This window comes from Sorangium aterium (assembly GCF_028368935.1).
GTDB lineage: Bacteria > Myxococcota_A > Polyangia > Polyangiales > Polyangiaceae > Sorangium > Sorangium atrum.
This window is the reverse complement of sequence record NZ_JAQNDK010000003.1, coordinates 617,267-631,743: the sequence shown is the minus strand read 5'-3', so window position 1 is coordinate 631,743 and position 14,477 is coordinate 617,267. Positions and strand designations below refer to the sequence as shown.

At 67.1% G+C, this 14,477-nt stretch carries 3 protein-coding genes; all 3 read right to left on the bottom strand.

Going from position 1 to position 14,477, the window contains the following annotated elements; translation table 11 throughout:
- Nucleotides 1–8 precede the first annotated feature (8 nt).
- Nucleotides 9–9,869: an SDR family NAD(P)-dependent oxidoreductase gene (locus POL72_RS26700; protein ID WP_272098400.1), complete on the bottom strand. Its 9,861-nt coding sequence runs from the start codon at nt 9,867–9,869 to the stop codon at nt 9–11.
- 3 nt (nt 9,870–9,872) lie between these two features.
- Nucleotides 9,873–12,722 carry an SDR family NAD(P)-dependent oxidoreductase gene (locus tag POL72_RS26695; RefSeq protein WP_373372244.1) on the bottom strand — a complete coding sequence of 950 codons (2,850 nt, stop codon included), beginning with the start codon at nt 12,720–12,722 and terminating at the stop codon, nt 9,873–9,875.
- A gap of 148 nt (nt 12,723–12,870) precedes the next feature.
- On the bottom strand, nt 12,871–14,106 hold the full coding sequence (locus POL72_RS26690; RefSeq protein ID WP_272098397.1) for a hydroxymethylglutaryl-CoA synthase family protein: 1,236 nt from the start codon (nt 14,104–14,106) through the stop codon (nt 12,871–12,873).
- Between the last annotated feature and the right edge of the window lie 371 nt (nt 14,107–14,477).

The following is a 14,477-nucleotide window of genomic DNA, read 5'->3' as shown; positions in this document are numbered from 1 at the left end:
GATGTAGGTCACGGAGTTTCACTCCGAATGGTCTTCAAACGAATCTTGTGGTGAGAATCACCATTGAGCGCGGACGCTGGCGCTTTGTCAGACGGCGCTCCGCGGGGGACCGTGAGCGCTTTGAGCGGGCGTCTGGATTGCTGCGCAGGCACGGCCGGCAACACCGCCGGCGGCGACGCAGACAGCTCGTCGAACCAATAACGAATCCGCTCGAAGGGGTAACCGGGAATCGAGATGCGGCGCACAGCCTCGCCCTCGTACAGGAGCTGCCAGTCGAGCTCCGCGCCGGCCACGTAGGCATCGGCGATCGACGCGAGCGCAGGCCGGTCGCCCCGGCTCGCCGACGCGAGCGCCGTTCTCGGGTCGCGCGATCCATCTCGGGCGTTCAGCGCCGCGGCGTCCGCCTTCCCGCGAGCGGGCGCGGGCAAGTCGGGAGCGCTCCGAACCCGGTCGCGCTCCGCGATCAGGCGCTCCTCGAGCTCGTGGCGCGTCGACGCGACGATCGCACAACGATGCGCGTGGTGAGCCCGCCCGGCGTTCAGCGTAAAGCTCAGCGCCCCGAGATCGACGTCCGCCTGGGAGCCGAGCCACTCGAGCAGATCGGTGATGCGGCGTGAGAGCTGCGAGGGCTTCCTGGCCGATACACAGAAAACATAGGCCGGTCGGCCGGCCGTCCGGCGCGGTACGTCGGGTGACTCCTCCAGGACAACATGCGCGTTCACGCCTCCGAAGCCGAACGAGCTCACGCCAGCGCGCCGCGGGATGTCGTCGTTTATCCGCGTCCACTCGATGGTGTCCGCGTGCACGAAGAAGGCGCTGTCGTCGAGCTGGATATACGGGTTCAGGGTCTTGAAGTGCACGTTCCCGGGGAGCTTGTGATGGCGGAAAGCCAAGAGGGCCTTGAGGAGCCCGGCCATTCCAGCGGCGGCTTCGAGGTGCCCGACGTTCGTCTTCACGGCTCCGAGCGCGCAGTAACCTCTCGTGGAGAGCGCGCCCTCCGGCGGGAATACCAGCTTGAGCGCGTCGATCTCGACCGGATCTCCGAGGCTCGTCCCCGTGCCGTGCGTTTCGAGGTACGTGATCGTCCGCGGATCAACCTTCGCCTTTTCGAGCGCGCGCCGGATGACCGCCGCCTGGGCCGGGGCGCGGGGCGCGGTCATCGAGTTGGCGCGACCGCCGTGATTGGTGGCGATCCCCTTGATGACGCCGTAGATAGAATCGCCGTCGGCCAGCGCTCGAGCGAGCGGCTTGAGCACGACCGCGCCGGACCCTTCCCCCTTCACGTAACCGTCGGCGGCGGCATCAAACGTCCGGCAACGTCCAGTGGGCGACAGGATCCCCAACCGGCTGGACACGACGTACGACCGCGGACTGACGATGACGCTCGCCGCGCCGGCGAGCGCGATCTCGCACTCGCCGGTCTCGAGCGCCTGCACGGCTCGATGCAAGGCTACGAGCCCAGATGAACACGCCGTATCAATCGTCTCGCTCGGCCCGACCAGGTCGAGCAGGAATGAGATGCGATTGGCGAGCATGCTGCTGTAATTGCCGGTCGCCATATACGCGTGCGACTCGCCATGCGCGGCGAGGAGGCTCTGATACTCGCCGAAGTTCATCCCCCCGAAGACGCCGACCGATCGCCCGGCAAGCGAGCTGGTCGAGTATCCGGCGTCTTCGAACGCGTGATACGCGACCTCGAGGAAGACGCGTTGCTGCGGATCCATCAACGCCGCTTCACGCCGGTTGATCCCGAAGAAATCCGCGTCGAATTTATCGACATCTCCGTGGAACGCCCCCCATTTCGAGACCGACTGCGCGACGCCCTCGCCGAAGTACTGCCGCCAGTCCCAGCGCGCGGCAGGGACCTCGGTTACGAGATCGCGCCGCGCCACGAGGTGTTGCCAGAACGCATCGAGATCGCGTGACTGCGGCATCGCGCCGCTCATTCCGATAATGGCAATTCCTTCGGGTTGAGCCGCGGGCGCGCCGCGGAACGAGCCACGCGGCGGCGGCGCAGCGGCGGCCGAGGCGGGCATGGCTCCTGTACCGGCGCCCGCGGCGCCGGTGGCCGAGGGCGGACCGGGATCGACTGCAGCCGGGGGCGCGGCGGCGGCGACGCGGCCGTTGGTCCCCTGCACCGGGGTGGTCGGAGGGGCGCCCGACGAGGAATGGATCGTCGGGGAATGTGCGGCCTCCACGTGGTGCGCCAGCGCCCGGAGCGTCTCGTACGAGAAGACGACGCTGGGCATCAGCTTTACTCCGAGCCGCGAATTCGCCTTCTCGACGAACGTCTTGAGCGAGATTGAATCAAGCCCCAGATTCGAGAACGTCTCGGCGGAGTCGATGTCCGCCTCCGGGAGCTTCAGTTGAGCGCCCACGAGCGCGCGGAGCTCCTCCTCGATCGCGACGGCCGACGGACCAGGGGTGCGCCCGGCACTCTCCGCATCCGCGGCCTCGACGGTGGACACCGCGGACTGCTTCACGGTCGTGTCCGCCGCCGCGCCCGCGTCGAGCTCGCGTTCGCACGCGCGTGACAGCGTCTGTTCGAACAGCGCTCCGTCGCCGTCGATCACCATCAGGTGGGGCCGGCCGAGACCAAGGCAGCGCTCGAACGCCTCGATGCCGCGCGCGCTTGGGAGGGGGACGAGCCCCTGCGCCTCGCGCATCCAGCGCGCGAGCGCCGCCATCTGCGCCGGGCCCGGCTTCATGCCCCCATCCTCCCAAAGCGGCCAGCTGATCGCGGCGATACGCGGCCCCGGAGCGCCAGCGCGGGCAGCGGCAAATGCGTCGAGGAACGCGTTTGCAAATGCGTAGTCCACGTTCTCCGGATTTCCGATGACAGAGGAGATCGACGAGAACAGCGCGATAAAATCGATCCGGCGCGAGCCGACTGCGTGCAGCAGGTTCAGCGTCCCCTGCACCTTCGGCGCGAGCACCATGCGCGCCTCCTCGACGGCCTTCCGTTTGATCGGCGCGGCCGCGCCCACGCCCGCGGCGTGGACGATGCCGTGAAGGGCGCCGAACCGCCGCTCGGCGAGCTCCACGACGCCGAGCGCCTGTTCTGCGATCGTGACGTCCGCGGGGACGTAGACGACTTCCGCCCCGAGCGCGGCGAGCCGCTCGATGTGGCGCTCCTTGCCTCCGTCCAGCGGTGCACGTCCGACGAGCACCAGCTTGGCGCGGTACGCCCGCGCGAGGTGCTCGGCAACGATGAGCCCAAGCCCTCCGCAGCCGCCCGTGATCACATAGACGCCGCCCTCTCGAACGCCAGCCGAGGTGCGCTCGGCGCTCACCCGCTCGAACCGCTCGATCGCGCGGCGCTCACTCGAGTACCGCACGCGCACGCCGCGGGTCGAGCCGTTCTCCAGCTCTCTTACCAACGTTGCGGCCACCGCGTTCGGAGGCGCCGCCGCGCCGCCAAAGGCAACGACCCACATGTCGAGCGCGGGATGCTCGAGCGCGACCGACTTGACGAACCCGACCATCGCCGCGTACACAGGCTGCGGTCCCTCGGCCTCCCGATAGCCGAACAGAAAGCGGACCTGACGCCTTCGCGCTACGAGGCCGCGAGCGAGGAAGAGCACTGAATAGAAGCTCTCGTCGAGCTGCGCATCGACTGCTCGCTCTTCCGGCGAGAATCGGTGTTGCGCCCACAGGTGCGCCACGGCCGCGCAGCCTCCGTGGTCTCCCTCGATCGACGACAAAAGCCGCTCGTAGCCTTCGGGATCACCCGGATCAAGCTCGTACCGCAGCGCATCGACGCGGCGGTATTCCCGCCCCTGCTCGACGAGAACGACGGGGCGACCGCCGAGGTGGCGGCTCACGCGGGGGGCGAGCGCATCATCGACATCGAAGAGAAGAACGGCGCCGGGCGGCAGCGCGTGCGCGCCGGCCGCGGGCAAAGGAGCGTCCACGAACCTCGGCTCGTAGTAGCCGAGGTCGGTCCCGCACGCGATCGCCGCGCCCCGCGCGCCGCTCGCCTCGAGCCAGTGTCGCCGCTTCTCGAACGGATAGGAAGGCAACGGCACATGTCGAATTCGCGCGGTCCCGAAGATCGCGCCGAAGTCCACCCGCTTGCCCCGGCAATAGAGCTCGCTGAGGGCGAGCAACAGGCTGCGATATCGCTCGGGCGTCAGATCGCCGCGCGCCACCGTCGTCGCGAGATACTCCGAGAGCTCGTCCAGCAACGGCTCCGAGCCGTCTCTGCCGCTCGCGGCGGTCCCGCTCACGACAGCGGCGCACGGGCGCCCCTCCAGCCGGTGCGCGAGCGCCTCGTCGAGCTCATCGTAAGATTTCACGACCAGCGCGCAGGTGTGCGTGAAGTGGCTGCGCGTCATGGCGAGGTTGAAGCTCAGCTCTCCAAGCGTCACCTCCGAGCGGTGCTGTCCGATCCATCGCCGGAGGTCGCGCAGCCGCTCTTTGAGCGACCATTCGCTCTTCGCGGAGAGCACGAGCATCGAATACGGCCTCTCAGGAGGCGGGCCCGAAGGCGCCGGCGGAGGGGCCTCCTCCACGATGACGTGCGCGTTGGCCCCGCCGAATCCGAACGAGCTCACTCCCGCGCAGCGCGGAACCCGTCGGCCTGAAGCGTCGAGTCCACTCGTCCACGGCCGCGGGCGATCGGCGATGAAAAAAGGAGAGCCCTCAAGGTTGATGTACGGATTGACGGTCTCGACGTGCAGGGTCCGAGGGATCATCTGGTGCCGCAGCGCCAAGATGACCTTTACGAGCCCGGCGATGCCGGCTGCGGGCTCGAGATGACCGATGTTGCTCTTCACGGACCCGAGCCCGCACGACGCCGACGCGGTGGCGCCGCCTTCAGCGAACGCTTGCTTCAAGCCGTCGATCTCGACCGGATCGCCCAGCTCCGTCCCCGTACCGTGGGTCTCGACGTAGCTTACGCTTCCGGCGCCGAGCCCTGCGTCGGCGAGCGCGCGGAGGATCACGTCGCGCTGCGACGCCGAGTTCGGCGCGGTCAGGGACGTGGCTCTGCCGCCGTGGTTGACCGCGCTGCCACGTAGGACGGCGTGGATCGGATCGCCGTCGCGAAGCGCCTTCGAGAGCGGCTTGAGGACGAGGGCGCCGGCCCCTTCGCCCTTGACGTAGCCGTTGGCTCGCGCGTCGAAGGTCTTGCAGCGCCCGTCCGGAGACAGAATGCGCATCTGACTGGGGTAGACGAACCCGAGCGGCGAGAGCATCAGGCTCACGGCGCCGACGATCGCCATCTCGCATTCGTTCCGGCGCAGCGCGCACAGGGCGCGATGCACGGCGACGAGCGCGCTCGAGCAGGCCGTGCTCACGACCTCACTGGGGCCCCTGAGATCGAGCAAGTACGAGATCCGGTTCACCAGGAGCGCGTCAATGTTCCCCGTTACGCGGAACGCGTCGCGCTCGCGGTGCGCCTCCAGCACCTCCTGGTACTCGCTGACTTGCGTTCCACCGAATACGCCGACGCTCCGGCCCGCGAGCGCCAGCGGATCGTGGCAGGCGTTCTCGATCGCGCTCCACACGACTTGCAGGAAGAGCCGGTGCTGCGGATCCATGAGCTCCGCCTCGCGCGGCGATATGCGGAAGAACGCCGCATCGAAGCAGTCGACGTCCGCGACGAACCCTCCCCATTTCGAGTTCGTCTTCTGTGGGTCGCGCGTGGAGTCGCCGAAGAAGGCGCGGGAGTCCCAGCGCTCCCGCGGCACCTCCGTCACGAGGTCGTCCCCCGCCGCGAGGTGCGCCCACAGCTCGTCGACGTCCTTCGACTGGGGAAATACGCCGGCCATCCCGATCACGGCGATCGGCTCCGAGCCCGCCGGCGCGGTGCCGAGCGGCGGATCACCCCCTCGCAGCGAGCCTTCTTGCCACCCCTCTTCTCGTCCCAGATCGCTTCGTCCCGGCTCTGTTCGTTTCACTTCTTCTCGTCCCGAGCGGGCGCCCTGCATCGCCGGTTCCGTCGCCGTCGTGAGTTTCTCCACGGGAGAACTCTCTGGCTCACCGGCGGGTTTCAGAAGATTGGGCCACTTCGTGATCAGGTAGTCGGCGAGGGCGTGCAACGTTCCATATTGGAAGAAGAGATTGGGCGTGATCGGCAGCGAATAGGCTCGCGAGAGGCGCGACGCGAGCTCCTTGAGCGACAACGAGTCGAATCCGAACTCGGTGAGCGGCGCGCGCGGGTCGATGGACGATTCGGGTTCCTTGAGAATGCGCGCCGCGAGCTCCACGAGCGCGCGCTCGATCGATGCGGATCCCTGCGCTGACGGCCTCGATTGCGTCGGCCCCGACGGCACCGGCGTGTCCACAGACAACGACGCTGCCGGCTCGTCCGGCTCACCCTGTCGCTCGGCCCGCGCCGCCGCCGCCAACATGGGCCTTACCTTGCTCAACTCCCCTTCCGTCACGACGATGTGAGCCTCGCCCAACCCCAGGGAGAGCTCGAAGGCGCGCAGGCCGGACGCGGCCGACAGCGGCACCAAACCTTGCGTCTTTCGCATCCACGCGATCCACGCCTTCTTGGCTTCCTCCGCGGGCCCCATCGCTCCGTCCGCCCAGAACGGCCAGGCGATCGAGAGGCTGAGCCCGGGCCGTCGCGCCAATGCGCGCGCCCGCATGAAGCCATCGAGGAAGCCGTTCGCCGCCGCGTACGCCGAATAACCGGCCGTCCCGGCAGCGGCCGCCAACGACGAGAACCCGACGAAGAGGTCGAGCGGAAGATGTCTCGTCGCGCGATCGAGGTGGATGACTCCCTCCGCCTTGACGGCCAGCAATCGCTCGAGCTCGATGGCGTCGAGATCGAGCACCGGCTTCGAGCCGCCCACGCCGGCGACGTGCAACACCCCGTGCACTGTCCCGAACGCGGCGACCCCGCGCCGCACGGCGGCCTCGACCTGGTCGAGGCGCGTCACGTCGCATTCGAGCGCCAGAACGTCGCCTTCTCGCGAGCCCGACGGCGGCGCTTTCGTCGGCAGCCGACGACCGAGAAGCACGAGCTTCGCTTGCCACTCGGTCGCCAACCATTCGGCGAATCGGCGGCCGAGCGCGCCGAAGGCGCCGGAGACGATGTAGACGCCGCCCCGCCGCAAGGGAACGGGCGACGGCGCGGCCTCGAGCGGAATGTAGCTCTTGACCGAGCGCCTCCGCATCGCATCATAGCGAACCTCGAACGCAGTGTCGCCGGAGAGGACCTCGCGAGCCAAGAGCGACGCGCGGGCGGACGCGTCCAGATCAGGAGAAAGCTCTAGGACGCGGCAATAGAACGAGGCATGCTCCGCGAGCGCCGATTTCGCCCACGCGGCAGCCGCCGCGGCCAGCGGGGCTGACGACGGCCCCACGTGAACGGCGAGCACATCGATCGTCCGGTGCGGCGCCGCTCGAATCAAGGCCTGCGAGAGCCTCCATAACGAGCCGAGCGCCATCCGGTAGTGGCGAGCGCAGTCAGCCGATTCCTGGTCGACGTCCGGGGCACACCAGATCACCCGCTGCGGAAATCGATTCTCCGTGCGCAACCTATCTATCGCGGTCGCGTAATTGCTCTCATCGCCGGCGAGAACGGCAACGTCGAGCCCCGGCCATCGGGCGCGAAGCTCTCGCGCGTATTCCTGCCCGCCGACGACGAGAAGGGCGCCGGCTGGTTGGATGCTATCGACGGACAGCTCGGAGTGCACAAAGGCCGGGCCGAAGAACCCCAGGCTGATGTCCTGCTCGGGTTTCGGAATCCAGAACCGCTCTCCCTCGAAGGGGTAGCCCGGCATCGGTATCCGGCGGCGTTCCTGGCCCAAGAAGAGCCTGGCCCAGTCGATTACGCGGCCACGGACGAACGCCGCCGCGATCCCCTCGAGCGCGCGACCGAGCCGGCTCGAATCCGACGTCGGGCTTGCCGCCGCTTCGACCGCCGCGTCGTGAACGGCGTCCGCGGCGCGCTCCGCGTCGAGAAATCCCTGGGGTCGTTCGCCGCGATCGACCGCGGTCAACGCCGCCTTCAGCTCCGCGAGCGACCCGACGACAAACGCGCAGCGCTTGGAGAAATTACTCCCGCTCATGTTGATCGTGAAGGCGACGTCGGCAAGCGCGTAGGTGTCACCCACGTCGTCGAGCCACGATCGCAGCGCACGTATCCGTGCCAACAGCGCCCGCTCGGTCTTCGCGGAGAGCGCGATGACCTCGGCGGTAGAGGATTCCACCTTTCGAGGCGATCGCTCCGGCGCCTCCTCGAGCACAATGTGCGCGTTGGTCCCGCCGAACCCGAATGAGCTGACCCCGGCGCGCCGAGGTATGGGATGTCGGTTCTCCCTCGCCCTGCGCTCCCACGGCGTGAGTCGGGTGACGATCGAGAGCCGAGTCCCGTTGAGCTTCAGATACGGATTGACGGTCTCGAGATGCAGCAACGGCGGCAGCTCCCGACGCCAGAGAGCTAGCAGGACCTTGACGACGCCTGCGACGCCGGCCGCCGCTTCCAGGTGCCCGATGTTCGTCTTCAGCGATCCGATGCGGCAGCGCTCGCCCTCCGACGCGCACTCCCAGGGGACCCCGAAGTGCCGGAACACACCCTTGATGCCGTCGATTTCGATGGGGTCGCCGAGCTCGGTGCCGGTACCGTGCGCCTCGATGTAGCCCAGCGTCTCCGGCCGGATACGCGCGCGCTCGAGCGCGTCGATGATGACCCGGCTCTGCGCCCCCGCTTCCGGGGCGGTGAGCGAGCTCACCTTGCCGCCGTGATTGACGGCGCTCCCCTTGATGACGCCGTACACGTGATCTCCGTCGGCCAGCGCTCGGTCGAGCGGCTTGAGGAGCAACACCGCGACGCCCTCGCCCTTCACGTAACCGTCTGCGCGCGCGTCGAATGTCCGGCAGCGCCCCGTCGTAGAAAGGACCCCGAGCTGCGCCGTCACGACCTGCGCCTTGGGGCTGAGGTTGAGGCTGACGCCGCCTGCCAGCGCGGCTTCGCACTCGCCGTTCTGAATCGCCTGCACGGCCCGATGGATCGCCACGAGCGAGCTCGAGCAGGCCGTGTCGACGGTCTCGCTTGGGCCGCGCAGATCGAGGAGATACGAGACGCGGTTCGTCAGAATCGACTGGGAATTACCCGTTCCAGTGTACCCGTCGTAGATCCGCGCACCGAAGACGAGATCCTCATAGCCGTGGAATTGCGCGCCGGCGAAGACGCCGACCCGGCGCCCCGCGAACGCGCGCGGCGAATAGCCCCCGTCCTCGATGGCGTGCCAAGCGTTCTCGAGGAACAGGCGATGTTGCGGGTCCATGACCTCGGCTTCCCGCCGCGAGATCCCGAAAAAGGCAGCGTCGAAGCGATCGACGTCGCGAACGAAAGCCCCCCAATGTGGCACGGCCTTCGCCAGGTCTCCGTCCTGCGCGTCGAAGGTGGAGAAGTCCAAGCGGTCGGTCGGCGCTTCGGTCACGGAATCTCTCGCCTCGACGAGGTTCCGCCAGAAGGCCTGGAGGTCCGGCGCGTCGGGAAACATCCCGCTCATCCCGACGACGGCGACGTCAGCCGGGCGGCTCGCGTCGGGGGCGCTTTGCCGGACGAGATCGAGCGGCTCGAGCCTTCGCCCTCGAAATCCTTCGAATCGGCGCGTCTTGCCGGAAGCTCGATCCGGCGCGTCCGCCACGACCTGGTGCTCCGAGAGGATATGCGCGGTCAAGCGCGCGATGCTGTCGTGCGTGAAGAACGTGCTCGGAGCAAGATCGATTTGCAGCTCGTCGCTGATCGCGCGCGCGTAGGCCTTGAGCATGATCGAGTCGAAGCCGTGCTCGGGCAACGTGCGCTCTGGATCAGCGGCGCCCTGCCCCCGCTTGAGGAGCGCATCGGCGATCCGACAGAGCACCGCCTGAACGCGCACGAACGTTTGATCTCGCGTCTCCTGCATGGGTCAGCCTCGGCCAGCTTTCGTGAGCAGCGACAGCAGCTTCGACGAGTCACCCTGCGCGGCGATCAGGGCCGGAGCCTCCGCGCGGAGCGCCTCGTCGAACAGCGCGAAGCCCACCTCGTTCGACAGTGAAACCATCCCGCGCGCAGCGAGCGCCGAGTCCACGTCATCGGTCACTCGCATACCGCCTTCGTGCCAATGGCCCCAAGCGATCGCGCGAGTCACCCCCGCACGCTCGGAGGTCACCCGCTGCGCCTCTCGCAACTCGGCGAACGCCAGCTGGAACGCGTTGGCCGCCGCGAAGTCCGCTTGACCCACGTTGCCCACGGCGCCGACGAGCGACGAGAACATCACGAAGAAGTCGAGCGGCTCGCGACGCGTGGCAATGTCGAGGTGAACGGTCCCCGCGATCTTCGGAGCGATGACCTCGTTCAGGGCATCGAGCCCTTTGGTCGCCACGAGACCATCACGCAGCACGCCTGCCGCATGAACAACGCCGTGGATCGGCCCGTACTCCGCGCGCACCCGCGCCACGAGCTCGTCCGCCTCATCCTGACGGGTGACGTCGCATCGCACGAACGTGACTCGGCTCCCCAAGGCGCGGCAGCGCGCCATGACGTCTTCCTGCCGCGGCGTGGGCGCCGATCGTCCAGCGAGCACGAGGTTCACCGGCGCGAGCCGCGCGAAGCGCTCCGCGAACAACAGCCCGAGGCCACCGAGGCCGCCCGTGAGCACGTACGTACCGTGCGCGCGCACCGGATGCGGGGCCGGCGCCGGCAAGGGCGACACGAGCTCCCACGTCTTCGCCCAACGTCCGCCGCTATCGTAGCGAACCTCGATGTCGCCCGACCAGACGGCGAGCTCCGCTCGGAGCATGACCTCGGCTTTGACCGGATCGTCTTCCGACCAGGCGTCTTCCACCGCGCGCACGGTGGTGCGTGCTTGCTCCAAGGCGAACGCTCGCAGCAAGCCGGTCGCCGACGCGCCGAGGGGCTGCACGAGCTCCGGACGCCCGCCGTACCAAACCAGGAATTGCAACGGGCGATCCCACCGCGCGGCGACGAGAGCACGGGCCATCCAGTAGAGCGAGCGCACGCCGTGGTCGAGCTGCGAGTCGATCTGATTGGGCCGGTAGCCGAAGTCACCTTTGGCCCAACGATGGACGATGTGTCCAGGTACGAAGCTCTCGCCGCGCAGCGCTTCGAGCAGCGCGGTGTAGTGCTCGCCTCGGGTGACGTCGATCGTGTACGTCAGCGCGTCACACCGGCGGAACTCCGCTCCGGGTAAGACGAGGGCGACGCCCGCGTCGCGCTCGCTCTCCCGAACTCGTCGAGCGAGGCGATCGTCGGTGTCGAAGATCAACACGCTCTCGCCGATGGTCGAAGGGGCTCTCACGTCGGGAGGGCACGCCACGAGGCGCGGGCGCGCCAGCATCGGACCGCGCGTGACCTGATCGAGTCGGCCCCCGGCGCCGCGCGCCCCGCCCACCAGCTGAAAGAGCACCTGCTCGATGACGACAACGACTTCGCGATTCACGTCGAAAACGACAATATCGTAGGTCGGCGCCCCATGCTCGCTCGCCGTCGATCGGACACGCGCGAACCGCGGCTCGCGCGTGGCGTCCGCGATGGCGATAGATTCGATTCTCTCCACCACGGCCGGAGCCTCCGAGGATCGGGCGATCAAGAACTCCGCCGCCTGGAGCGCCGCGAAGAACGCTCGCCTCACCGGCTCTTGCCGGTCGCTCTCGGGTGCCAGGGACGAGAGCTCGACCCACGCCTCGTCCGCCGCCCACAGGTTGATCGATTCGATGAGCCGCGCGTTCAGCGCATACTCCACCCCCCGATCCGCCAGCGTGTCGTAGACCGCCGCCGCCGTGGCGCGCTCGCGCGCCGCTCCGGAGGGGAACGTGTCCGGAAACGGTGGAACCGGGCCGCGGCTATCTGTTTCCCATTGCCCCTGCATGACGATCTCTTCCGTCGTCTCGCTCCCGAGCCCTATCTCGAACGAGGCCGTGTCGCCGTCGTCCCGCAGCCATAGGCACACGGGCACGCGCCGGCCGAGCACGAGGTGGTTCGCCCAAACGCAAGAACGCCATCGCAAGCCGTCAAACCGGCATCGCAACGCCTTCAGGCCGGCAAAAGCGAGCTCGAAATAGAACGCAGCATGGACCAGGGGCGCCCCCTCGACGCGATGCTGAAGGACGCTCGCATCATCGTCACCCAAGAGCTTCGCGAAGCCTTGACGACCCAACCTGGATAGGTCCGCATCCCAGAATGAATCCAGCGTCCAGGGCCGCGCGCCCGATAGGGCCGAATGGGGCCTTTCGGCCTGAAACCAGAAGTCGACATCCGTGAATGGGTAGGCCGGCAGGTCGAATGGGGCCCCCTCCGACGGGTCGCCGCACACACGTCGCCAATCAATATCGGCTCCCTGCCGGTACCAGTCGCAGACGGCTTCCAGCGCCGCCCTGCGCGCCTCCGGCCCCGTGCCGCTCTCTTCCAAAGCGCTCGTCGCGGTCTCGAGCGACAGCCGCGGACCCTCGACATCGGCACGTCGCGGCGCCTCCCCGGCCGCCCGCCGCTCGAGCGCGGCCGAGAGGTCGTCGAGCGAGTCGAAGAGCCCGCAGAATCGCACGCCGAAATGGGTGCGTCCCACGTTCAACGCTCGACTCAAATCTCCCATTGAGATCCCGTTGCGCCCACGCGACAGCCACTCGCGCATCGATCCGGCGAGGCGCCGAAGCTCTTGCTCATTTCGAGCCGAGAGCGCGACGATCCAGCTCTGTCCGACGGCGACACGGCCGCGATCGCCATCGGCCGAGTCGGCTTGCCCGAGGAGGTCAACGTTCATGGCACGTACCAGTCACCGGGACAGGCCGAAGCGGCGACGTCCATTCTCGAAATGACCCGACGACCATCAGTCATGGTTCTTTACCCGCTCACCGAACGCGAACGCGTCTATTCCGCCCTGGAACGCGCGAGTCCACCAAACGGGCCAGCTAGTGAGCCCAGTTGTATTTTCGATGATAGTTCGACCCGACGCTCTCCAGCACGAGCAAGCCGCTGTTCGTGAACTGTCGGTCGTAGATGTCTCGGTATCCGGAGACGTCGACCCGCCGATCGCGCACGCCGAACGTCCACTCCGAGTTCAGCGTCAGCAGGTTCTCATACTCGGCCATGTTGAGCCGATAGCGCTTTCGAAGGGCCTCTGCCGGGCCGAGGGCCCGCACCAGCTCCTGTCCGCGTCGAGAGATGATTCCGCTATAGAACTCCGAAGAGCAGCCCGAACCGTACGAAAAGAGCCCGACGCGCTTGGCGGAATCGAGCGGCACGGAATCGATCAGCCCGATCAGGGCGAGGAAGATGGATGCGGAGTAGATGTTACCGACCTCCGCGCAATACTTGAGCGACGGCGTCACGCGCTGTTTGAAGTCACGCTCGATGCTCTCCGGCGGGACCTTCATGTTGCGAAGCATGTTGCGGTGAGCACCCTTCACCATTCCACCGAACGGCGTGTGGAACACGAGGTAGTCAAATGCAGACTGAAAATCCGCACCTTCGACCCGCTCCACGTAGCTTCGAAAGCTCTGTTCCAGACAGTCGAGATAGGAGAGAAGAGACAGATCCGGATCGCCGGCCTCGACGTGCACGTCCGGCCGGCAGGTGTCCATGACCTCGTAACCGTGATAGCCGTTCGCGCCGAAATCCAGCTCCAGGACGTGCGGCTCGTCGCCGACGATCATGGCCACGGCGCCCGTCCCCTGGGACGGCTCCGCGTATGTGTGCTTCGCTGTCGCGCTCGTGATGTCCGTCGCCACGACGAGCGCCTTCGCGCCTGGCGCCGCGTTGGACCTCACAAAATTGGCAGCCATCTGTAGGGCCGCCGTACCGCCGTAGCAGGCCTGCTTCACTTCGAACATTCGGCAGCGGCGGCTGAGCCCCAAGTAGTCGTGGAGGTAGTTGCTGAGCGATTTGCCGAAATCGAGCCCGGATTCGGTGGATGTGATCAATAGCTCGATCTTCTCAACAGAAGACCGATCGAGCGAATCAATGAGCGGCTTTGCCGCGTTCACACCATTCGTTACCGAATCCTCGCACGGCAGACATACGGACTTCTTGTCCATCAACAGGTTTCCGAAACGTTTCAATTCGAGGCCTCGGTGCTCGAATATCATCCGCACGTCGATACATGCCTGCCCGAGATAAGCGTTAATGCGCTCGATTCCGACGTCCATCGACCCTCTCCCGCAATCGACCCGTCACGATTTTTTACGACCTAGAACGGCAAACACAATGGCGCAGCCCGAGAGAGCCGAACAGCGCTCTCACGCCTGTCAGCCCCCTCATGAGCGCCTGCTCCTGCCGCGACATCCCCACCGGCGGCGACCATCGTTCCAGCCATGCACCTCCGGACGCGGATGAGATCGCGGTCCGGCCGGACCTTCGAACATTGCATCGAAGGTCCCTAACTTCTTACAAAATTAACCTGTTCGACGCTCTGGCGTCGCCGCTTCGCAATCTCATTGAAACCATTGAAATCGTTCAATGGCTGGCACACCTGCAAGCCTGTGCGACACACGTGTCGCCAAGAGCAGTCGCAGCGGCA